Annotated in this window: 18 protein-coding genes; 8 read left to right on the top strand and 10 right to left on the bottom strand. The window is 58.0% G+C overall.

What is annotated here, in order from left to right; translation table 11 throughout:
- Window positions 1-5: 5 nt before the first annotated feature.
- A complete protein-coding gene (fcl, locus tag ACR3EQ_RS21800) occupies window positions 6-983 on the top strand; it encodes a GDP-L-fucose synthase (protein WP_170611389.1) in 978 nt (325 codons plus the stop codon).
- Between the two features lie 32 nt (window positions 984-1,015).
- On the opposite strand, the gene ACR3EQ_RS21795 is transcribed toward fcl, so the two are convergent.
- The 8 genes from ACR3EQ_RS21795 to ACR3EQ_RS21760 all read right to left on the bottom strand — a co-directional run bounded on the left by ACR3EQ_RS21795 (window position 1,016) and on the right by ACR3EQ_RS21760 (window position 11,886).
- On the bottom strand, window positions 1,016-2,092 hold the full coding sequence (locus ACR3EQ_RS21795) for a DUF2793 domain-containing protein (protein WP_480492095.1): 1,077 nt from the start codon (window positions 2,090-2,092) through the stop codon (window positions 1,016-1,018).
- A 163-nt stretch (window positions 2,093-2,255) separates the two neighbouring features.
- A complete protein-coding gene (locus ACR3EQ_RS21790) occupies window positions 2,256-3,689 on the bottom strand; it encodes a mannose-1-phosphate guanylyltransferase/mannose-6-phosphate isomerase (protein WP_480492094.1) in 1,434 nt (477 codons plus the stop codon).
- Between the two features lie 57 nt (window positions 3,690-3,746).
- Window positions 3,747-4,640 (bottom strand): UTP--glucose-1-phosphate uridylyltransferase GalU, encoded by an 894-nt coding sequence (gene galU, locus ACR3EQ_RS21785; RefSeq protein WP_170611383.1) that lies wholly within the window; start codon window positions 4,638-4,640, stop codon window positions 3,747-3,749.
- A 215-nt stretch (window positions 4,641-4,855) separates the two neighbouring features.
- Window positions 4,856-6,661, bottom strand: a complete 1,806-nt coding sequence (locus tag ACR3EQ_RS21780) for an ABC transporter ATP-binding protein (RefSeq protein ID WP_480492092.1) — start codon at window positions 6,659-6,661, stop codon at window positions 4,856-4,858.
- Window position 6,662: 1 nt separating this feature from the next.
- On the bottom strand, window positions 6,663-7,592 hold the full coding sequence (locus ACR3EQ_RS21775; protein WP_170611380.1) for an ABC transporter permease subunit: 930 nt from the start codon (window positions 7,590-7,592) through the stop codon (window positions 6,663-6,665).
- A gap of 10 nt (window positions 7,593-7,602) precedes the next feature.
- Window positions 7,603-8,526: an oligopeptide ABC transporter permease OppB gene (gene oppB, locus ACR3EQ_RS21770; RefSeq protein WP_039543927.1), complete on the bottom strand. Its 924-nt coding sequence runs from the start codon at window positions 8,524-8,526 to the stop codon at window positions 7,603-7,605.
- Between the two features lie 66 nt (window positions 8,527-8,592).
- On the bottom strand, window positions 8,593-10,221 hold the full coding sequence (locus ACR3EQ_RS21765) for a peptide ABC transporter substrate-binding protein (RefSeq protein WP_170611378.1): 1,629 nt from the start codon (window positions 10,219-10,221) through the stop codon (window positions 8,593-8,595).
- A 429-nt stretch (window positions 10,222-10,650) separates the two neighbouring features.
- Window positions 10,651-11,886, bottom strand: a complete 1,236-nt coding sequence (locus ACR3EQ_RS21760; protein ID WP_170611376.1) for a lytic murein transglycosylase — start codon at window positions 11,884-11,886, stop codon at window positions 10,651-10,653.
- Window positions 11,887-12,063: 177 nt separating this feature from the next.
- Here ACR3EQ_RS21760 and ACR3EQ_RS21755 point away from each other — a divergent pair, with 177 nt between their 5' ends.
- The 6 genes from ACR3EQ_RS21755 to ACR3EQ_RS21730 are packed head-to-tail and all read left to right on the top strand — an operon-like array spanning window position 12,064 to window position 18,603.
- Window positions 12,064-13,026, top strand: a complete 963-nt coding sequence (locus ACR3EQ_RS21755) for a cytochrome ubiquinol oxidase subunit II (RefSeq protein ID WP_480492090.1) — start codon at window positions 12,064-12,066, stop codon at window positions 13,024-13,026.
- Window positions 13,023-15,113, top strand: a complete 2,091-nt coding sequence (locus ACR3EQ_RS21750) for a cbb3-type cytochrome c oxidase subunit I (RefSeq protein WP_170611374.1) — start codon at window positions 13,023-13,025, stop codon at window positions 15,111-15,113. The genes ACR3EQ_RS21755 and ACR3EQ_RS21750 overlap by 4 nt, the downstream gene beginning before the upstream one ends.
- Window positions 15,110-15,742 (top strand): cytochrome c oxidase subunit 3, encoded by a 633-nt coding sequence (locus ACR3EQ_RS21745; RefSeq protein ID WP_170611372.1) that lies wholly within the window; start codon window positions 15,110-15,112, stop codon window positions 15,740-15,742. Before ACR3EQ_RS21750 ends, ACR3EQ_RS21745 begins: the two co-directional genes overlap by 4 nt.
- On the top strand, window positions 15,735-16,061 hold the full coding sequence (locus tag ACR3EQ_RS21740) for a cytochrome o ubiquinol oxidase subunit IV (protein ID WP_480441590.1): 327 nt from the start codon (window positions 15,735-15,737) through the stop codon (window positions 16,059-16,061). Before ACR3EQ_RS21745 ends, ACR3EQ_RS21740 begins: the two co-directional genes overlap by 8 nt.
- Window positions 16,062-16,099: 38 nt before the next feature.
- Window positions 16,100-17,083 (top strand): HlyD family secretion protein, encoded by a 984-nt coding sequence (locus tag ACR3EQ_RS21735; RefSeq protein WP_170611370.1) that lies wholly within the window; start codon window positions 16,100-16,102, stop codon window positions 17,081-17,083.
- The gene (locus ACR3EQ_RS21730) at window positions 17,080-18,603 is read left to right on the top strand and encodes a DHA2 family efflux MFS transporter permease subunit (protein WP_170611368.1); all 1,524 of its coding nucleotides are present in this window, start codon (window positions 17,080-17,082) and stop codon (window positions 18,601-18,603) included. Before ACR3EQ_RS21735 ends, ACR3EQ_RS21730 begins: the two co-directional genes overlap by 4 nt.
- Here the strand turns inward: ACR3EQ_RS21730 and ACR3EQ_RS21725 are convergent.
- Both ACR3EQ_RS21725 and ACR3EQ_RS21720 read right to left on the bottom strand, forming a co-directional pair.
- Window positions 18,600-18,962: a FluC/FEX family fluoride channel gene (locus tag ACR3EQ_RS21725; RefSeq protein WP_170807545.1), complete on the bottom strand. Its 363-nt coding sequence runs from the start codon at window positions 18,960-18,962 to the stop codon at window positions 18,600-18,602. The two genes, ACR3EQ_RS21730 and ACR3EQ_RS21725, sit on opposite strands and share 4 nt — an antisense overlap.
- Complete coding sequence (locus ACR3EQ_RS21720) at window positions 18,959-19,405, bottom strand: fluoride efflux transporter FluC (RefSeq protein WP_480492087.1); 447 nt, start codon at window positions 19,403-19,405, stop codon at window positions 18,959-18,961. Before ACR3EQ_RS21720 ends, ACR3EQ_RS21725 begins: the two co-directional genes overlap by 4 nt.
- Window positions 19,406-19,568: 163 nt before the next feature.
- Between ACR3EQ_RS21720 and ACR3EQ_RS21715 the strand changes: the two genes are divergently transcribed.
- Window positions 19,569-21,149 (top strand): FMN-binding glutamate synthase family protein, encoded by a 1,581-nt coding sequence (locus tag ACR3EQ_RS21715; protein WP_480492085.1) that lies wholly within the window; start codon window positions 19,569-19,571, stop codon window positions 21,147-21,149.
- Window positions 21,150-21,174 lie beyond the last annotated feature (25 nt).

The raw sequence follows: 21,174 nt of genomic DNA, 5'->3' as shown, positions 1-21,174 counted from the left end.
ACGCCATGCGCAAGATCTACGTAGCAGGGCATCGCGGCATGGTCGGCGGTGCCATCCTGCGCCGATTGCAGGATCGTCAGGCTGGGGGTGAAGCGATTGAGCTTGTGACCCGAACGTCAGCCGAGCTTAATCTGACGGACCAGACAGCTGTGCGGGAATTCATGCAGGTTGAACGACCCGATGTGGTCATTTTGGCGGCGGCCAAGGTTGGCGGCATTCACGCCAACAATACGTACCCCGCTGATTTCATTTATGAAAACCTGATGATTGAATGCAATGTGATTCATCAGGCCTTTTCGGCCGGGGTCACAAGCCTGCTGCAACTGGGCAGTTCCTGCATCTATCCACGCGCAGTTCCGCAGCCGATGCGGGAAGATGCATTGCTGACGGGCGTGTTAGAGCCGACAAACGAACCGTATGCGATTGCCAAGATCGCGGGGATCAAGCTGTGCGAAAGCTACAACCGTCAGCACGGTGTCGACTACCGCTCGGTCATGCCCACAAACCTTTATGGTCCGGGGGACAATTTCCACCCTGAAAACAGCCACGTTCTGCCTGCCCTGATCCGGCGATTTCACGAGGCAAAGCGCGACGGGCTGGAAGAGGTTGTGATCTGGGGAACCGGAAAACCGAGACGCGAGTTCCTGCATGTGGATGACATGGCCGAGGCGTCGCTGTTCGTCCTCGACCTGCCGCGCGACAAATATGAGGCAAACACGCAACCGATGCTGAGCCACATCAATGTTGGCACCGGCTCGGACATCTCGATTGCTGAACTGGCGGTGCTGGTGGCCGAAGTTGCCGGGTTTGAGGGGCGGATCACACAGGATGTGTCCAAACCTGATGGCACAATTCGCAAGCTGATGGACGTCATGCGATTGGCCGATATGGGCTGGCGCTCGCGCGTGTCGCTTGAGGATGGTTTGCGCGAGACTTATGCGTGGTTTCTTGAACAGAACGACGTAGATCTGCGTTCAAAGTGATTGCCCGGACTAAGGCCCGGGCAGCCTGATGTTCAGAACCAGCGACCGATTGCAATGGCCGTCGGCGCGTGCGTGGCTGCATCCGAGGATGCAGACAGTACCTTGTAGGTCACCTGCGTTTCTGAAGGCGAAGCGAAGCCCACAAACCGGGATGCCGCACCCGCTGAGCCACTGATGACTGGAGCCGACCCCGGGGCGAAGCTTACAGGGAAAGTCCAGGTGTCTGTATTGCTTGCAAACATCGTCCCTTCGGCGGTGGTACACGCAACGGCATTCAATGCGGCGGTGCAGATCTGCGTTCCATCGGCAAAACGAACATAGTCTCCGTTTGCTGGACTGCCGCGTTCGATGACCGCACCGGTTGGAACGCCGCCGGATTCGGATACAGACCCCAGCAAATTGCCTGGACCATATCCGTAATCCGCCCGCATCAGGCGGCCTGTAGTTGTGTCGTCGGCACTGGCCTGAACGGCGGCGCCGTCCGCGATACCGGTGGTCGGATCAAGGCGCAGCGCTTCGGTCCAGCTGCCCCCATCAGGAGAGACCTTGATGGAAAACCCTGTGTTTCCAGCCAACCCCATTTCCGCATGGCCGGTCCAGTTGGACTGGAACAAAAGCGATGCGGTATCACCGGAACCGGCCTTGTTGATCTTGACCTGATGTCCGCCGCCATCATGGCTGAACAGCGTGGCAGGGCCGCGCACTGAAAGGCGATTTGTGTCGTCATAGCTGGTGGCGATGCCGACACCGTTCGGATTCTGTGTCGCCACCGGCGGATCAATCCAGGCAGATCCGTCCCAAATCCTGATCTGGCCAGCGGTCTGATCCCAGGCGCGCCATCCGATGCCGGGGGAAAGGAAGTGCCAGGCGTTGTCCAGCCAGGCTGCAAGGTTACCTGCCTGACCCGCCCATTCATCGGTTGGCGCAGATCCCAGCGCATGAACCTCGCCCTGCTCCGGAACCGGGGGAGGCGTGGTCGCGTTGGTGGCCACCACGCTGAGCTGCACCACGAGATCCAGCCGGCGCAGGGCCTCGTTATGGGTGACGTGTTTCTGGGCCTGCGAAGGTTGAAGAAATGGCAGGTCCAATCGGGGTGAGGTCTGTGACACGGGCGTCCTCCTGTGGCTGTCGGTCCGACAATTGCATTGCGCGCCACCCTGCCGTGGCACACATGAATCCTGTCCGACCGGGCCGAACGCCCGCGAAACGATTTGCTAATTAACTGCTGGTTGCCTGACACAGGGCCAGGAACCGCGTGCGAGAATCGGTCGCCTAGTCGCGCGCGTAGATATCCTCGTAACGGATGATGTCATCCTCACCCAGATATGTTCCGGTCTGCACCTCGATCAGAACCATCGGCACCTTTCCGGGGTTTTCCATCCGGTGCGTGGCACCCAGCGGGATGTAGACCGACTGGTTCTCGGACACGAGGCGCACGTCGTCGTCAATCGTGACTTTTGCCGTGCCTTCCACAACGATCCAGTGCTCCGAGCGATGGTGGTGTGACTGAAGGCTCAGCGCGGCACCGGGATGGACATGGATACGCTTCACCTGAAACCGGTCCCCGATCACAAGGCTTTCGAACCAGCCCCACGGGCGATGATCCACCGGCAGAGATTCCGCCTGCTTCGCGCCTTTCGCTTTAAGTGCAGCGACGGCCAGTTTTACGTCCTGCGCCTTGTCCATGCTGGCCACAAGTACCGCATCGGGCATGGCAACCGTGATCACGTTTTCCAGCCCCATGGCCACAACTTCCTGCGTCGGGGATTCCGACCGGATCAGGACATTGCGGCAATCGATTGCAGTCACTTCTCCGGTTGTGGCGACGCCATCGGCGTCAGGATTGCTCAACTCCTGCACGGCGGACCAGCTTCCGACGTCAGACCAGCCAGCGGCATAGGGCACGACGCTCAGGTTAGTTGCTTTTTCCATGACCGCATAGTCGATCGAAATATCGTTGACCTCGCTCCAAGCGGTCGCATCGAGACGCAGAAATCCAAGGTCGGTCTGCGCATCGGTAACCGCTTTTTGCACCGGCGGGATCAGGTCCGGGGCGTGTTGTTCGAAACTTGCAATGATGTCTTTCACCGCAAACAGGAAAATACCCGAGTTCCAGAGATAGCTGCCATCGGCGACCATTGCCTGGGCGTTTTCGAGATCGGGCTTTTCAACAAACCGGTCCAGCGAAACTGCAGTGTCTGCGTTCGGGGCGTGGCTGAGTTTCAGATACCCATACCCCGTTTCCGGCCGGTCCGGAGTGATGCCGAAGGTCACCAGATCACCGCGTTCGTGGATGGCTTCGACACCTTTGGCAACAGCCGCGTGGAACGCGGCTTTGTCCGGGATCACGTGATCGGAAGGGGCGACAAGCATGATGGCGTCCGGGTTTTCAGCAGCCAGGTATAGCGCAGCCGCCAATACGGCTGGGGCAGTATTGCGGCCCTCGGGTTCGATCAGGACCGGGCCGGGATCGATGCCAATGCCGTTTAGCTGCTCGGGTACAACGAACCGAAACGCTTCATTGGTCAGGATCAGCGGTTTGGCATAAGGCGCGTCAGACGGTCCGCACATCCGCGCGGCACAATCCTGCAACAGGCTGGTTTCGCCAAGCAGCGGCACAAATTGCTTGGGATAGCTCTTGCGGGATAAGGGCCACAGCCGGGTCCCGGAGCCACCGCAGAGAATGACGGGATGGACAGTTGTCATGACGTTTGCCTTTGGATTTCAGTTGCCCTGAAAGAGGGGTTCGGGTTGCGCAAAGGTCTATTGCGCCGCCTTTCCCGCAACAACGACATCATGGAGATACTGGCTCAGATCGTCGCGCAAATCTTTGCGTGCCAACGCAAAGGCCACTGTGGCTTGCAGGAACCCGGATTTGGAACCGCAATCGAACCTCTGACCGTTGAACTTGTATCCAAAAACAGGGACACCGTTCACAATGTCTTCGGCAATCGCGTCAGTCAGCTGGATCTCACCGCCGCTGCCCTTCTTTTTCTGATTGAGGTTATACAGGACCGACGGCCCCAGAATATAACGCCCGATCACCGCCAGGTTGGACGGGGCATCATCGGGGTCTGGCTTTTCGACCATGCCCTTGGTCCGGACAACCGTACCGATATTCTCGCCAACATCGAGAACACCGTAGGAACTGGTTTTGTCCTTGGGAATTTCCATAGCGGCAACCATGTTGCCACCGGTTTCTTCATAGGCCTCGACCATTTGCTGCAGGCAGGGTTTGTCCGCCGCGATCACATCGTCGGGCAGCATGACAGCAAAGGGCTCGTCCCCGATCAGACGCCGGGCGCACCAAACCGCGTGGCCAAGACCCAGTGCCTTGTGCTGGCGAATATAGGCGATGGCGCCGCTTTCCATGTTAGTTGCGCTCAGGGTTTCCAGCAGGTCGTCCTTGCCCTTGGCCTTGAGTTCCTGTTCGAGCACGAGATTGTGATCGAAATAATCCTCAAGCGCGGATTTCCCGCGCGAGGTGACAAAGATGAATTCGGTAATTCCCGCGGCACGTGCTTCGTCGATGGCGTATTGAACCAGCGGCCGGTCGACCAGGGTCATGATTTCTTTGGGAACGGATTTTGTTGCTGGCAAAAAACGTGTGCCCAACCCTGCAACCGGGAAAATTGCCTTGGTGACCTTACGTGCCATGATACCTCTCAAATTCAATACGAGCCCGGCAGGGTGTGGTGTGGCCGGTCTCTCCTCTTATGCTGCAACGCCTGAACAATCAACGTCGCCCGGGCCGCCGGGCTATAACTGGACAAAAGGTGCCACCTTGGTGGGGGAGAGTCAAAAACAACCCGTTAGAACATTTATGCCGAACTCTCCCCCGAGTCCCTGTATAGGCCCCGGGGGGAAGGTGTTCAGGACGTCGCCATGATGATCTCAAGCGGGTCATGTTCGGCCACATAGTGATCCGGCGCGATCTCGCTGAGTTGTGGAACATAGTCCGACTGTCCGGCCGACAGGCGACTGGGAAGGAAACGCAAAGCCGCCTTGGGATCCATGGGTGAGGGCAATTCTCCCGGTAATTTCAGACGTTGGCGTGTTCGCTCCACATCGGGGTCGGGTATCGGTACCGCCGAAATCAGCGACTTTGTGTATGGGTGAACCGGATCGGAACAAATCACTTGGCCATCGCCCAGTTCGACGATACGGCCAAGATACAGGACCATGATCCGGTTCGACACCGCGCGCACTACGGACAGATCATGGCTGATGAAGATCATCGACAGGCCAAATTCCTGTTGCAATTCTCGCAACAATTCCACGATCTGAGCTTGAATGGACACATCCAGAGCCGAAACCGCTTCATCACAGATGATCAGCTTTGGCTTGTTGATCATCGCCCGGGCGATTCCCACGCGCTGATTTTGTCCGCCAGACAATTCGTGCGGATAACGGTTGATCATGTTCGCCTTGAGGCCGACCCGCTCCATCATCTCGGCGACCAGTTCTTTGCGTTCCCGCTCTGTCAGGTCGGGGCGGTAGGTTTTCAGCGGCTCGGCAATCGAGGCCGAGATCGTCATGCGCGGATCCAGGCTGGCAAGCGGATCCTGGAACACGATCTGCAGGTCCTTGCGATACTTGTTAAGCTCAGCCCGTCTCAGTCCGACGATCGGATGCCCCAGCCAGCTGACATTGCCCGCGCTTGGCTCGATCAGTTGAAGTACGGCCCGTGCCAGCGTGGATTTTCCGCAACCCGACTCGCCAACAACGCCCAGCGTTTCACCCTTGCGGATATCGAAGCTGACACCGTCGACCGCTTTCAGTGGAACCTTGCACCCGAACAAACCGCCCTTGACGTGGATCGGGAAGTGAACCTTGACGTTATCGACCTTGAGCAGCGGCTCTTCGACCTTGGCCAGAGCTTTGGGGGCATCACCGGCGTCGATGCGCGGCATCGCCTCAAGCAATGTGCGGGTATATTCATGCTGCGGCGCGCGGAAAATCTCCCGGGTGTCACCGCCCTCGACGAATTGACCAAGCCGCATGACCTGAAGGCGGTCGCACATCCGCGCCACGACGCCCATGTCATGAGTGATAAGCGCGATCGCCGTACCCTCGTCCTTTTGCAGTCGAACCATCAGGTCCAGAATGTCGGCCTGCACCGTTACATCTAGGGCGGTCGTTGGTTCATCCGCGATCAGCAGCTTGGGATTGCACAGCATCGACATGGCGATCATGACACGCTGGCGCATCCCGCCGGACAACTCGTGCGGGTATTGATCCAACCGGCGCGCGGCTTCGGGGATGCGTACACGGTCCAGCCAGTCCAGACACCGGGCACGAGCAGCCGAACCTTGCAGGCCTTCGTGAACCTGCAGCACTTCGCGCATTTGCTGGCCAACCCGCAAATGCGGCGTCAAGGCCGTGAGTGGATCCTGAAAGATCATTCCCACATCGGCACCGCGGATCTGATTAAGCTTTTGCACCGGCAGGTTCAGGATTTCCCTGCCGTTCAGCATTGCCGACCCGCTCGCGTGGCCTGCAGATGGCAACAGCCCCATCGCGGCCATGAAGGTCTGGCTTTTGCCCGACCCACTTTCGCCAACAATGCCCAGGCACTCACCCGGATTTATGTCGAAGCTGATGCCGTTGACGGCCTCGACCACGCCATCTGGAGTGTCGAACCGGACGCTCAGGTCTTTTACGGAAAACAGGCTCATATCAACGATCCTTCGGGTCCAGAGCGTCACGCAGACCGTCACCGATGAAGAACATGGTGATGATGATTGCGACATAGAATGTCAGGGGGTACATCAACTGCCACAGCGTGCCATAGCTCATCGTGCCGGCCCCTTCGGCAATCAGACGGCCCAATGAGGTGTAAGGTTCCGAAATCCCGAGACCCAGGAACGAGATGAAGCTTTCGGTCAGGATCATCTCGGGCACCAGTAGCGAGGCATAGACGATCACCACGCCCAGCAGGTTGGGCAGGATGTGGCGGTACATGATGGTAAACTCGCTGACCCCGGCGGCGCGGGCGGCCTCGATAAACTCGCGGTTTTTAAGAGTCAGAGTTTGTCCCCGCACGATCCGCGCCATGGTCAGCCAGCCGACCGCCCCAAGGGCGATGAACAGCATGAAGAATGACCGCCCTGCCACGACAAGCAGCAGGATGATGACCAGCGTAGCCGGGATCGCCAGCAGGATGTCGACAAAGCGCATCATGACACTGTCGGTACGGCCGCCGATATAACCTGCAGCGATGCCGTAGCAGGTGCCCACGATCAGCGCCGTTGCCGCCCCGATCAGACCCACCAGCAGGGACGTCGTGGTTGCCTGAATGACACGGCTGTACAGATCGCGCCCCAGATCATCGACGCCGAAATAGTGTCCGGTCTCGATGGACGGCATTCCCATGCCGCGCACGTCACCCATGACGTTCCAGTCGATCTCTTCGTTGTTCCAGGCTGCGAAATAGGGTCCGATAATCGTGAACAGGACGATCATCCCCAGAATGAAGACACTGGCCATCGCGGCCTTGTTGCGGACAAAACGCATCCGCGCGTCCTGCCAGAGTGAGCGCCCCTGAATGACCGTGTAATCGGTGATTTCCTCGGCCAGATGGGCGGCTTTTTGAGATTTTCCAAGCATTGCCTGCCCCTCAGTAACGGATTTTCGGATCGAACCAGGCATAGGCCAGGTCGGTAAGCAGGTTCACGACAACGGTCAGCGCGCCGTACAGGATCGTAACCCCCAGCAGCACGGCATAGTCACGCGACAGGGCCGAGCCGACGTAGGCCTGACCCAGACCGCCGGTCGAAAAATAGATGTCGACAAAGACCGAGCCGGTCAGCACGTAAACGAAGACCGGTCCCAGATAGGACACGACCGGCAGCAGCGTGGGTTTCAGCGCATGGCGCCAGATCACGGTTCTGGTCGGCAGCCCCTTGGCGCGGGCGGTTCGGATGAAGTTCGAGTTCAGAACCTCCAGCATCGATGACCGGGTAATCCGCGCGATCGAGCCCATATAGGACGTCGCCAGCGCGATGACCGGCATGATCAGGTACTGCCACTGACCGCCATTCCAGCCGCCGCCCGGCAGCCAGCCCAGCCACAGGGTAAAGGTCAGGATAAGGATCGGGCCCATGATGAAGTTGGGCAGCGCTTGCGCCGCGATACCCAGACCAACCGCGAAATAATCGATCCAGCTATTGTGCTTGATCGCGGCGGCAATCCCAAGGCTCACACCGACTGCAGTCGCCACAAGAAACGACAGTGAACCATAGGTCAGCGAGATCGGGAAACCCTGCGCGATGATGTCGTTGACGTCCCGGTCCTTGAACTTGAAGGACGGGCCGAAGTCAAAATGCACGACGATGTTGTAAAGGTAGTCCCACAGCTGCTTCCACAGTGGCTGGTCCAACCCGTACCGCGCCTCGATATTGGCCAGAACCTGCGGCGGCAGCGGCCGTTCCGAGGTGAAGGGCCCGCCGGGCGCGAAGTGCATCAGAAAGAAACAGGCGACGATCAGCAACAGGATCGTCGGAATGGCGACGAGCAATCGCCGCAAACTATAGGCAAGCATTTCATGCCCCCATTTTTATTGGCCCTGCCCCGGATGTGACCGGGACAGGGCGCGGTTCAAAAACGATTATTCAGCGAGCTTGTAGAGGTTTCTTGAATACCAGTTCTGCTCGACATTGTTCACCGGCCAGTTCCCGACGTCGCTGTCCATCATGTAGACACCGGCGTAGTGGTAGATCGGGATCACAGGGGTTTCCTGCGCGATAATGCGCTCGACTTCCGTGTAAAGCGGTGCCGGATCGTTCGAGGTTTTGGCCTCGGCCAGCAACTCGTCGACGCGCGCGTTATTGTACTTGCCGTCGTTATAACCGGAATCGGATTGCAGCAGGTCAAGGAAAGTGGACGCTTCGTTATAGTCGCCACACCATGCGCCACGAGCCAGATCAAAGTTCTGGTTGCCGCGCTCTTCCAGGAAGACTTTCCACTCCATGTTGGCGAGTTCGACCTGAACACCCAGTTTCTGTTTCCACATCTGGCTCAGTGCCACTGCAACCTTTTTGTGGTCTTCCGAGGTGTTGTAGACCATCTCGAAGCTCAGCGGATTGTCGGGGCCAAATCCTGCTTCGGCCAGCAGTTCCTTGGCCAGCTCGTCCCGTTCTGGCTGGGTCATCGAAGCCATTTCTACAGCCGGGACTGTGAAGCCGGCAGTGGCCTCGGGCGCAAAGGTGTATGCCTGCGGCTGTCCGCCCGCCATGACCTTTTCAGTGATGATTGCGCGGTCGACGGCAAGAGACAAGGCTTGACGGATGTTGGGGTCCTTGAATGCCTCAGGGCCACCCTCGGACAGGTTGAACGTGTAATAGTAGTTGCACAGACGCGGGAAGCTGATGGCTTCTTCAGGGTGTTCCTCTTTCAGGCGCGGGTACTGACCGGCGGGAATTTCGGTGCGGTCAAGTTCACCAGCCAGATACCGGGTCAGGGCGACGTTTTCGTCGTTGATCACCAGTGACACAACCTTGTCGATGATGGTGTTGTCGTTGTCCCAGTACATTTCATTGCGTTCGCGAACCGAACGTTCCTGCGGCAAATGCTCGGTCAGTACATAGGCACCGTTCGATACGATGTTTCCGGGTTTGGTCCATGCATCGCCGAACTCTTCGATCACTTTCTGCGGGGCAGGGAAGGTGGTCGAATGTGTGGTCATCTGCGGGAAATATGGCAGTGGGGCGCTCAGGCGGACTTCCAGAGTCTTGTCGTCGATTGCCTTGACGCCCAGTTCATCCACGGGCTTTTCACCGGCAATAATTGCAGCGGCGTTCTCGATCGACATCAGTTCCATGAACCAGGCGTAGGGCGAGGACAGTTCAGGATCGACCGCGCGCTTCCAGGCATAAACGAAATCACCGGCCGTGACCGGATCGCCGTTCGACCACTTTGCATTGTCGCGCAGTGTGAAGGTGTAGACGTCCTTGGTGTCATTGACGGAATATTCCGTAGCCACACCAGGCACCAGGTTGCCGTCTTCGTCCTGGTTCATCAGACCTTCGAACAGGTCGCGAACGATTTCCGCGCCCGAGACATCTTCGACAACCTGCGGATCGACCGAACTGTGTTCGTCCAGAATGCGATAGGTAAAGGTCTGGTCGTCGGCCAGTGCCTCACCGGTTACAGGATGGGTTCCGGCGGCAGAGGCCGCGCCTGCGATAATGGTCGAGGACAACAGCCCCGCCAGCGACATCCGAATAGTCTTTTTCATGTTATGTACTCCCGTTTTTTGAAGCAAAGGCGCAAAACCCAAATAGGGTTGGCGCGCGCCTGCCTTGGTTGTCCGACTCCGAACAAAACCGGGAGGGGTCCATATGTCTTGTTACTGATCGCAATGAACACCGCGTCGCAGTCTTTCGGTACGCAGTCGGGAACTGTTTGCGAAAGTCGCCTTTCACTGCGGCAGAAGGTGACATTGTTTTCGAAAAGGTTAAAGCCTTGGTCGTTCGTTTGAACAACCAAAGGTGGATTACTTCCTAAACCGTGGGTGCGTCGGAAATTTTAGGAAGGAACCCCGGGGGGTCCGTGACATTTTCGTGAACCTGTATCCAGAATGTGTCTTTGGAAAACCGCCAAGACCTGCGCATCCAAGGCCGGGAGACAGCGAATCGCTACACCCTTGGTGCCGATCGAATGACGCTCAGCCCCTCAGGTCCGCTTTCATGTGCGCCTGCGGAAAGCAGGTAGGGGACTGACCTGTCGAAGACTGCCAGCGCCCGATTGACCGGCGCGTTTTGAACCCCGGCAATCCGTCCGCTCCACCGACATCGTGCCCCTGTTTCTCCAGCGCCCTTTGCATCGTGGCAACGTCTGATCGATAAAGCCCGCCGACCTTGCCCCAGCGCCCGGTGAAATCGCCGACCCCATATTGAATACGGTCGCCGACGTGGCCCACGAACAGGGCGTAGAGGTCGCTTTTGTTGTACTCTTTGAGCACATAGAAATTGGGTGTCACGACAAAGGCAGGCCCGAACCGTCCCGCCGGCATCATCAGATACCCAACGCCGTCCCTTTCGTGGGCCGGAAACGGTTTGCCGGAGACGCGCGTGATCCCCATCGCCTCCCATTCATGGATGGGGCGACCCTGATCCGGGCCTTCAAGCGCACAGGAGACCGACCCGGGAACATCAACCTCGAACCCCCAGTCCCGACCAGAGATCCAGCCATGACGGTGCAGATAGTTCCCGATTGACGCGATTGTGTCTTCCGCCGAACCCCAGATGTCGGTGCGTCCGTCGCCGTTTCCATCTGCTGCATAGGTCAGGAAGTTCGACGGCATGAATTGTGGCTGCCCAAGCGCCCCGGCCCAACTGCTTTTCATGGTGCGCGCAGGCATGTGGTCGGCCTGCGCGATCTGCAGGGCGGCGACCAGTTCGGCTGTGAAGTACTCGGCGCGTGTGCTCATGAACCCCTTGGTGCCAAGAACCTCGAACGCGTCGTACCGGATCGGCACCTGACCATACCCGCTTTCACGACCCCATATCGCCAGAATGATCCGGCCTGGCACACCCGTCTGTCTTTCGACCTGGTCCAGTGTGGTGGAATGGCGGGCCGCCATTCTTCGCCCTTCCGATGTGGCGCCGTTTACGGAACCAGCGTTTAAGTAACGCCCCGGGGACCCGAACTCGGCCTGTTTTTGCTGTCTGGGAGTTTTTGCCTTCGTACCGGGAGGGACGAGGTCGGGCAGATCCCAATTCAGGGTCACGCCCTCAAAAGCCGCTTCCATCGTGCGACGCGAAACGCCTTTGGCGCGGGCCTGAGGCCAGACCGTGGTGTTCAGCCAGGTTCGAAACTGTTTTTCAACCGCGGCGCGATCCTGCGCTAACGTTACGGCTGGCAGGCACAGAAGGGAAAGAACAAAAACAAACAGTTTCATCACCACTCCGGTTTCAACTCTGGCGCAGTGCAAGTCAACAGCCATGGCCTCCGTTTGTCGGCTTTGGTTGAGCCGCCAGCGCGCCGATCAATCTCCGGTACGGTAAAAAACCTTGAGAAAATCTGTGACAGTGTCGATAGTTGGGCGGAAAACAACGGCATGAGAGGACGGGCAGGCGTGACCAGTTTCAGGATCTCTCCTGCGCCAGTTTCTATACTGGCGGCATTGGTGGTTTTGTTTGCCTCGGCCCAATTGGCTGGAGCAAGCGGCAGTTTCATGAACCCGCAAGGGCCAATTGCGGCGTTTCAGAAAACCCATCTGCTGCGCGCGACAATATTGATCATGGTCGCGGTTATTCCTGTCCTCGTGCTGGTTCCCTTGATCGCCCTGCGTTACCGCCGCCACAAGGGCAGCACTGCCGAGTATCGACCAAAATGGGACTTTTCGTCCAGGCTGGAATTCCTGATGTGGGGGGTGCCTGTTGTCATAGTGGCGATACTGTCCTTCTACCTGTGGAAGGCGACCCATCGTCTTGACCCTTATGCCGCGCCTTTCGGTGATGCGCCCGCGTTGGAGGTGCAGGTTGTCGGGCTCGACTGGAAATGGCTGTTCATCTACCCCGACCTGGGCATTGCAAGTGTCGGAGAGCTGGGCATCCCGGTCAAGCAGCAGGTGGCGATGACGCTGACAACCGACACTGTAATGCAGTCCTTCATGATCCCGGCCTTGGCGGGTCAGATCTATGCCATGCCGGGGATGACAACCAAACTGCACCTTGTTGCTGACCATCCTGAACGGATGCAGGGGGAAAACACTCAGTACAATGGTCGGGGTTTTACAAAACAGAAGTTTCAGACGCTGGCGATGCAGCCTGACGATTTCAATGCATGGGTGGAAAGTGTGCGTTCCAATGGTATCCCGCTTGACCCTGAAACCTATCGGACTTTGGCCAAGCGAACTGACCGGGATGAGGTTCAGGCGGCGCTTGGCACGGCGAAAATGCCGGAAAACGCGCTCTATTTTACTCTGGATGACAAAGATCTGTTCATGTCCATTCTTCACCGATACCACAGCGGCGAACCGTTGCCTCGGGATCAACAGCCGGGAACCGCGCAGTTCGGGCAGGAGGTCAGTCAATGACGACGGTCGGATCAGGGTTCTTTGGCCGCCTCGACTGGGATGCCTTTCCGATCAGCGGACTGATCCGGGATCCCAACGCCAATGAAATCGTGGCCAATGTGGCGGCGGGCATCGTGATCGTCGGTGCCATTGCGGTTTTGGGCCTGCTGACGTGGTTCCGCCTTTGGGGACCGTTGTGGCGGGACTGGCTGACCAGTGCGGACCACAAGAAGATCGGCATCATGTATATCGTCTTCGCCATCGTCATGTTGGCGCGCGGCGTGTTGGAGGGCGTTGTCATGCGCGCCCAGCAAGCGGCGGGACCGGGCGACGGATTTCTTGAGGCTGAACATTTCGCGGAACTGTTCAGCACCCATGGTACGATAATGGTGTTTTTTGTCGCCGTTCCGTTTGTCTTTGGGGTCGCAAATTATCTAGTCCCGTTGATGATTGGCGCGCGGGATGTGGCGTTTCCGGTGATGAACCAGATCGGGTTGGGACTGACCGTTTCGGCTGGCATGATGCTGATGGTGTCGTTGGTTGTGGGTGAGTTCTCGACGGGCGGCTGGACGGCCTATCCGCCCTACACGGGTGCAACCTTCAATCCGGGCGTTGGACCGGATTACTGGATCTGGGCCATTGTCGTCTCGGGCGTCGGCACAACGCTGACGGGCATCAACTTTGCCGTCACGATTTACAAACTGCGCGCGCCCGGAATGACGTTCATGCGGCTTCCGATGTACTGCTGGACGATCATCTGCAGTTCGATCCTGATCATCTTCGCCATGCCGCCGCTTGGGGTCGCCGCGCTGTTGCTGGCGGCCGATCGCTATCTCGACTTCCACTTTTTCACCAACGACCTTGGCGGCAACATGATGAACTATGCCAACCTGTTCTGGCTGTTCGGCCACCCCGAGGTCTACCTTTTGGTTCTGCCCGCCTATGGTATCTATTCCGAGATCTTCGCGACCTTTTCGGCCAAACGGTTGTATGGATATAACTCACTGGTTATCGCCACGATGTCGATTGCGGTGCTGTCCTTTACCGTCTGGTTGCACCACTTCTTCACCATGGGCCAAAGCGCCCTGATCAACGCGGTTTTCGGCATCGCGACCATGCTGATTGCCATCCCGACCGGCGTAAAGGTCTATGACTGGATGGCGACTCTGTACCGTGGCCGTATCCGGTTCTCGGTTCCGATGCTGTATGGCCTGTCGTTTCTGATGCTGTTTGTCATCGGCGGGCTTAGCGGCGTGATACTGGCTAATCCCACCGTGGATTATCAGGTACACAATACCCTGTTTCTGGTGGCTCATTTCCACAACGTGCTGTTGCCGGGTGTGCTGTTTGGCCTGTTGGCCGGATACAATTACTGGTTCCCCAAGGCGTTTGGCTTTCGGCTAAGCGAGTTTTGGGGCAGGGTGTCTGTGGCCCTGTGGACCGTTGGCTTCATGCTGACTTTCCTGCCGCTTTACTTTGTTGGCCTGATGGGTATGCCGCGCCGGTCCTTCAGTTGGGAGGATCCGAGCTTCCACCCCTACATGATCGTCGCGGTTGTCGGCTCGCTCGTCATTCTGATGGCGCTTCTGTCGGTGCTGGTGCAACTTTGGGTCAGTATCAGGGATCGCGAAAAGACACGTGTACCGGTTGGCGACCCGTGGGACGCGCGAACGCTGGAATGGGCGACACCGGCACCGCCGCCGGCATACAATTTTGCGATCATTCCGCAGGTGTCCGACCGGGATGACTTTGCCGCAGCCAAGGAAAACGGAACGGCCTACCCATCCGCGGATGCCTATGAAGACATCGAGATGCCCCGCAATACAGCCATCGGTTTTGTGCTTTGCGTGCTCAGCGGTGTTTGGATGTTCGCTTTGGTCTGGTGGATCTGGTGGCTGGCCATCCTGATGACCGTTCTGATGATCCTGTCGGTCGTCATCTGGACTTTTAACACTGACACCGAGGAGGTGATCCCGGCCGAAGAGGTCCGCAAACAGCACGAAGCCTGGCTGAATCTGGTGCGCAAATCCCAACCCGTGAACCGTGATCTGGAAACCGCCTCGGAAAACCGCGGTCTTGCCGGCCCCGATCTGGAGGCTGCGACATGAGACGCGCACCCTCACACAGCTATCCGGGTCTGAATCTGGGTGAAAACCACGCCAGCGCCGATAAATCGAGCGAGGTCGTAACATTCGGATTCTGGGTCTTCCTGATGAGCGATCTGGTCTATTTCGGCCTGATGTTCGCGATCTATATCACGATGATCGACGCGCAGGCGGGTGGCCCCGGACCGCATGAACTGTTCGACCTTTACAGCATCTTCGCCCAGACCATGATCCTGCTGACCAGCAGTCTGACGGTTGGTCTGGCCATGCTGGCGTTGAAATACAACCGGCCGCGCGTGCGTGTCATATTCTGGTTCTGCCTGACATTGCTGCTGGGCATCAGCTTTCTGGTGCTTGAGGTTCGCGACTTCATGGCCATGGCGGAAAAGGGTGGGGTGCCACAGCGCAGCGGGTTTCTGTCTGCCTTCTTCGGGTTGGTCCCGTTGCACGGGTTGCATGTGGCCGCTGGCTGTGTCTGGCTCGTCGTGCTGGGCATTCAGCTTCGGGTGATGGGGATGACCGACAAGGTGATCTCGCGCGTCATAAGGCTGGCGCTGTTCTGGCATTTCCTTGACCTGATCTGGATCGGCATCATCACCATCGTCTACTTCGGAGGGCTGACTTATGGATAAGCAGACCGAGATGTTCCGCCGCGAACGGCGCCGATATCTGATAGGGTATGGCGGGTCGCTGGTGCTGACCCTAGCCGTATTCATGATCGCCTATCGGTACGGTATCGAAACACCCGGGGTCTATCTGACCATTGGCCTTCTGGGTCTGGTGCAGTTGATTGTTCAACTGGTCTATTTTCTGCACATCGACCGTCGCCGCAGCAGCCGCGAGGATCTGGATCTGGTCCTGTTTTCGACATTGGTCCTGCTCATCATCATCCTTGGAACTGTCTGGATTCTGGGAAATCTGTCTGTGCGGATGCACACGATCCCGATGTGACGGATCCTTAACTTCAGCACTCATTTGGAACGGATCACATGAAATCCCTGAAGACCGTGGCTGTAATTGCCATGCTGGGCACGATTGCCGCCGGACTTCTTCTGTACTGGCGCCATGAGGAGCGTTACCCGTCGACCAAGGACGCCTATATCGGTGCCAACATCATTTATGTTGCTGCGCAGGTCACAGGGCAGGTGTCCGGCCTTTCTGTCGTAGAAAACCAAAAGGTCAAAGCGGGCGATCTTTTGTTTGAAATCGATGCCACACAATTTAGCGCGTCGGTCGATCAGGCCCAGGCCGATCTGGACAGTGCCAGGCAGCAGGCCCAGTCCTATTCAACCCAGATCGCGGCAGCCGAAGCATCAGTGAAGTCGGCGCAATCCGCATTTGATACTGCACAGAAGAATTTCGAGCGCTCAAAGGCGTTGTTCGCCAGCGGGGATGTCGCGCAGGTCTCGCTGGATCAGGCCACGACCGATGCCGCGCAGGCCTCGGCACGGCTGACGACAAGCCAGTCCAGCCTTCTGGCATTGCGCAGCGGATTGGCGGCGAAAAAGGACGATGTGCTGGCGGCACAGGCGCAGCTTGAAATTGCGAAGGCGAACCTGAACTGGACCAAAGTTTACGCTGCGGCAGACGGCTGGATCGCCAATCTGACCCTACGGCCCGGCTCAGCTGTATCTGCCAACGCCCCGCAATTTTCTATTGTCGAGTCTTCTGATTGGTGGGTGGATGCCAATTTCAAGGAAACTGAATTGCCGCGCATTCGTCCGGGTCAGCCCGTGACCGTCAGGATCGATATGTTGCCGGGCGTGTCGCTGACCGGCAAGGTCGCCTCGATCGGTCGGGGGTCGGGGGATACATTCTCTCTATTGCCGTCCGAGAATTCCAGCGGGAACTGGGTCAAGGTTACACGTCGATTTCCCGTGCGCATCGCGCTGGATCCGACCGACGCACCCTTGCGCGTCGGTGGCAGCAGTAAAGTGACCGTGGACACAACGACTGATCAGGCTGAAAAGTGACATCTAAGGTCGCCAGCCATGTGAATCCGGTGATCGTTATCGCCGTATTGCTGAGCGCCATCCTTGAGGTGCTGGACAGCACGATCGTCAACGTCGCTCTGCCTCATATTCAGGCGGCATTCGGAGCGACCACCGATCAGGCGACATGGATATTGACCAGCTATATCGTCTCGGCTGTTGTGGTTATGCCCTTGACCGGGTTTGTTGCGCGGCGAGTGGGCCGCCGCCGCCTGATCCTGACCGCTGTTACCGGGTTCGCCACCATGTCGGTGATGTGTGGCCTGTCCTGGAGCCTTGAGACCATTGTCGCGTTCCGTCTGGCGCAAGGCATGTTCGGAGCGTTCCTGATCCCCCTATCGCAATCCATCCTGTTTGATGCGTTTCCAAAGGAAAAACGCGGAAATGCAATGGCTGTATTCGGGTTGGGTGTGGTCGTCGCGCCGGTTCTTGGGCCTACAGTCGGTGCAATCCTGACCGAGTATTTCTCGTGGCGCATGGTGTTCTTCGTCAACCTTCCCGTGGCGGCCATGGCACTGTTGCTGCTGGCCGGGGAACTGCCTGATGACAAGACCGAAGACGTCCGGATTGACTGGAAAGGTCTTGCGCTGCTGGCGGTCGGGATCGGATGCCTTCAATTCATACTCGATCAGGGCGAGACCAAGGATTGGCTGTCCTCTCGGGTCATTCAGGTCGCGTTGATCGCCTCGGTTCTGGGCGCGCTGGGTTTTATTGTTCATGCCCTGTCCGCCAAAAACGCGGTTGTCGACCTGCGGCTGTTTGCGGATCGCAATTTCGCGCTGTGCAATCTGATCATCGCAGGTTTTGCGATTTCCCTGTTCGGAGGGATCGCGATCCTGCCGACCTTTGTCCAGAACCTTCTGGACTTTCCGGTCATCGAGTCCGGGCATTTGTTCATCCCGCGTGGGATTGCGGCGGGATTGTCGATGGTGTTGACGGGTTCCGTGCTGGTTACACGGTTCGATCCCAGGCTTTTGACCGGTCTGGGTTTATTGCTGACAGCCATCGGGAACTTCATGCTGGGCGCGCTCAATCTGAATGCCGGTTTCTGGCAATTGGCCTGGCCGGGTGCGGTCAGCGGATTGGGCATGGGACTGGTTTTTGTACCCATGTCCATTCTTGCCTTCGAAAGCATTAGCAAGGCCCGCCAGGACGAAGCCTCGGGGCTGTTCAACGTGACCCGGCAGTTGGGCTCGTCAGTTGGCATATCGCTGGTTGGTACTTGGGTCGTGCGTGGTCTGCAGACGAATACCGCGACCCTCAGCCAGAACGTGACGCCGTACAATCCCGCCGCACAGGCATATCTGAAGCCGCTTGGCCTGACACCGGACAGCCCGCAAGGGGCGGCAATTCTGGGGCAGGAGATCGCGCTGCAGGCTGAGATGATCTCTTATCTGACTGTATTCAACAACCTTGGGCTTCTGGCATTGGCGACGATCCCACTGGTATTCTTTTGTCGGGCGCCGAAACCGGGAACGGAAGTCAGTGTTCACGCACATTAGCGCATGACCGTCAGACCCAGCCACAAGCTCGCCCAGCACAAAACAAGGCTGAGCAGGATATTCCCGGCTGCCAAGACGATTGTACGTTCGCGGTGCAGCTCCAGCGACTGATAGGCGAAGCTGGAAAAGGTCGTGAACCCGCCGCAAAACCCAAAAACCAGCCGTTTTTCTTCTTCGCCCATGTCTGCGGCGCCGCCTAGATACCCTATCCACAGGCCCAAAAAGAGACTGCCCAGAATATTCACGATCAGGGTGGACAATGGCAGTTGGTGCGTGACTTTGAGCGCAAGCCAATGCCGCATCACGGCGCCAAGCCCCCCACCCAGGCCAAACATTGCGTGCAAATACAGGTCGGTCATGTCCGGGAACCACCTGACTGGAACCGCCGCCCCGTCATCTCACCCAGAATTGCGGCACCCAGACCGATAGCAATTTCCGCCACGGCGGCGACAGCGGCCATCCAGCCGCTGGACATTGCCATGACTTCAAGATCAGCGACGAAGGAGGAAAAGGTCGAAAGCCCCCCGCAAAACCCGACCGCACCCAGATGCAGCACATGCGCGTGGACACGGTGGCGGGCGGAATACAGCCAGCCCAGAACAAAGCACGCGACCACGTTGATCCCGAAGGTCGAGGTTAGGTAGGGCAACCCGGGTAAGTTGACGGCAAACACCTCGCGCAGCAGTGACCCTGCCGCTCCGCCTACGAATACGGCAGTGAACATAAGCGCGTGGTGCCGGTATGTTGCCTGTTTTGCTCGCTCTGCCAAGGATCGGGCCTGTTCTGGTGTCTGTTTCGGCATACAGACTGGCTGGTGTGGGATCAACCAAAGTCGGGACCCATCGCAGATCATCACATTTTCGTCTGATCAGGATGCAGGACATACAAGGGCTTGCAATCCATAACCAAAAAGCCTCTCGTTAAGCCAAGAAAACCCCGGCCAGCCAAGCGCAAGGAGACCGAAAATGATCGTTCGCAGGCTTTTTTTCGCACTCAGTTTCGTCGTTTTGCCGTTGACCCTGCTGCTGGGATTTTTCTGGTCTCCAATCCATTGGCTGCTGGTCCTGCTGGTGCCCTATGCCGTGGTTGGGGCATATGACTTGATGACAACCCGGCACAATGTGCTGAACAACTATCCGGTCCTTGGGCACTTCCGCTATATGCTGGAATTCGTAAGCCCGGAAATCCGCCAGTATTTCGTGGAAACCAATGAAAGCGGTCGGCCTTACAACCGGATCGTCCGGTCGTTGGTCTATTCCCGAGCCAAGGGTCAGGTGGATACGCAGGCCTTCGGAACACAATACGATATCCTCACCGTTGGCTACACACGCGCTGCCCATTCACTTGCACCCAAACACGTGCCCGAAAGCGAAGAAAGGGTAACGCTGGGCGGGCCGCAATGTGACCAACCCTACAGCGCGTCCCGACTGAATGTTTCTGCCATGAGCTTTGGGGCCCTCAGCGCCAACGCGATCCGGGCGCTGAACGGCGGAGCCAGGGATGGTGGGTTTGCGCATAACACCGGCGAAGGCGGGCTGTCGCCGCACCATCTGGCCGAAGGTGGGGATATCATCTGGCAGATCGGGACCGGTTATTTCGGATGCCGCACCCCGGAGGGTGGTTTTGACAAGGATCTCTTTGCCGAAAAAGCAAAAAAAGAGGTGGTCAAGGCCATAGAAATCAAGCTGTCACAGGGGGCAAAGCCTTCGCATGGTGGCGTTCTGCCCGCGGCCAAGGTTGATGAAGAGATTGCCGAGATTCGTGGTGTGCCGGTGCACCAGGATGTCATCTCACCCCCCACGCATTCTGCGTTTGAAGGCCCGACGGGCCTGATGCATTTCGTTCAGCACCTGCGGGAAATGTCGGGTGGCAAACCGGTGGGGTTCAAGCTGTGCATCGGCAAACCGTCCGAATTCATGGCGATCTGCAAGGCCATGCTGGAGACCGGTATTCTGCCCGATTTCATTACCGTTGACGGTGCGGAGGGTGGCACCGGGGCGGCCCCGGTCGAGTTTACCAATCGGTTGGGCATGCCTCTGAATGAGGCTCTGATCTTTGTGAACAACTGCCTGCGCGGCGTAGGTTTGCGCGACCAGATACGCGTCATCTGCTCGGGCAAGGTAGCGACTGGTTATGACATGATCGAGAAATTTGCGTTGGGGGCGGACATGTGTAACGCGGCGCGGGCCATGATGTTCGCGGTGGGCTGTATCCAGGCCTTGCACTGCAACACCAACCGCTGTCCTTCGGGCGTGGCGACACAGGATCCGGTCCGGGGTCGGGCCGTGAACGTCCCGCAGAAGCGTCAGCGCGTTCACCGGTATCATGACGCCACGTTGGAGAGCTTTCGCGAATTGCTTGGCGCGATGGGTAAAGAAAAGGTTGCTGACCTGCGTCCTTCGGATATTCACCGCCGCACGGCGGATGAGTGCGAGCGAACGTATGCCGAACTGTATTCGTTCATCGACGACGGTGCTCTGCTGACTGAAGCGATACCCGAGATGTTTGCAGAAGACTGGAAAACAGCCTCGGCCGCTCATTTTTGATTCTTTTTCGGAACGCGCCAAGGAT

This window comes from Ruegeria sp. AN11 (assembly GCF_056536005.1).
This window is presented reverse-complemented; position numbering and strand designations above follow the sequence as displayed.

Coding starts and splice junctions, on each gene's coding strand:
- fcl (WP_170611389.1), top strand. CDS start 6: ATGCGCAAGATCTACGTAGCAGGGCATCGCGGCATGGTCGGCGGTGCC.
- ACR3EQ_RS21790 (WP_480492094.1), bottom strand. CDS start 3,689: ATGACAACTGTCCATCCCGTCATTCTCTGCGGTGGCTCCGGGACCCGG.
- galU (WP_170611383.1), bottom strand. CDS start 4,640: ATGGCACGTAAGGTCACCAAGGCAATTTTCCCGGTTGCAGGGTTGGGC.
- ACR3EQ_RS21780 (WP_480492092.1), bottom strand. CDS start 6,661: ATGAGCCTGTTTTCCGTAAAAGACCTGAGCGTCCGGTTCGACACTCCA.
- ACR3EQ_RS21775 (WP_170611380.1), bottom strand. CDS start 7,592: ATGCTTGGAAAATCTCAAAAAGCCGCCCATCTGGCCGAGGAAATCACC.
- oppB (WP_039543927.1), bottom strand. CDS start 8,526: ATGCTTGCCTATAGTTTGCGGCGATTGCTCGTCGCCATTCCGACGATC.
- ACR3EQ_RS21765 (WP_170611378.1), bottom strand. CDS start 10,221: ATGAAAAAGACTATTCGGATGTCGCTGGCGGGGCTGTTGTCCTCGACC.
- ACR3EQ_RS21760 (WP_170611376.1), bottom strand. CDS start 11,886: ATGAAACTGTTTGTTTTTGTTCTTTCCCTTCTGTGCCTGCCAGCCGTA.
- ACR3EQ_RS21750 (WP_170611374.1), top strand. CDS start 13,023: ATGACGACGGTCGGATCAGGGTTCTTTGGCCGCCTCGACTGGGATGCC.
- ACR3EQ_RS21745 (WP_170611372.1), top strand. CDS start 15,110: ATGAGACGCGCACCCTCACACAGCTATCCGGGTCTGAATCTGGGTGAA.
- ACR3EQ_RS21740 (WP_480441590.1), top strand. CDS start 15,735: ATGGATAAGCAGACCGAGATGTTCCGCCGCGAACGGCGCCGATATCTG.
- ACR3EQ_RS21735 (WP_170611370.1), top strand. CDS start 16,100: ATGAAATCCCTGAAGACCGTGGCTGTAATTGCCATGCTGGGCACGATT.
- ACR3EQ_RS21725 (WP_170807545.1), bottom strand. CDS start 18,962: ATGACCGACCTGTATTTGCACGCAATGTTTGGCCTGGGTGGGGGGCTT.
- ACR3EQ_RS21720 (WP_480492087.1), bottom strand. CDS start 19,405: ATGCCGAAACAGACACCAGAACAGGCCCGATCCTTGGCAGAGCGAGCA.
- ACR3EQ_RS21715 (WP_480492085.1), top strand. CDS start 19,569: ATGATCGTTCGCAGGCTTTTTTTCGCACTCAGTTTCGTCGTTTTGCCG.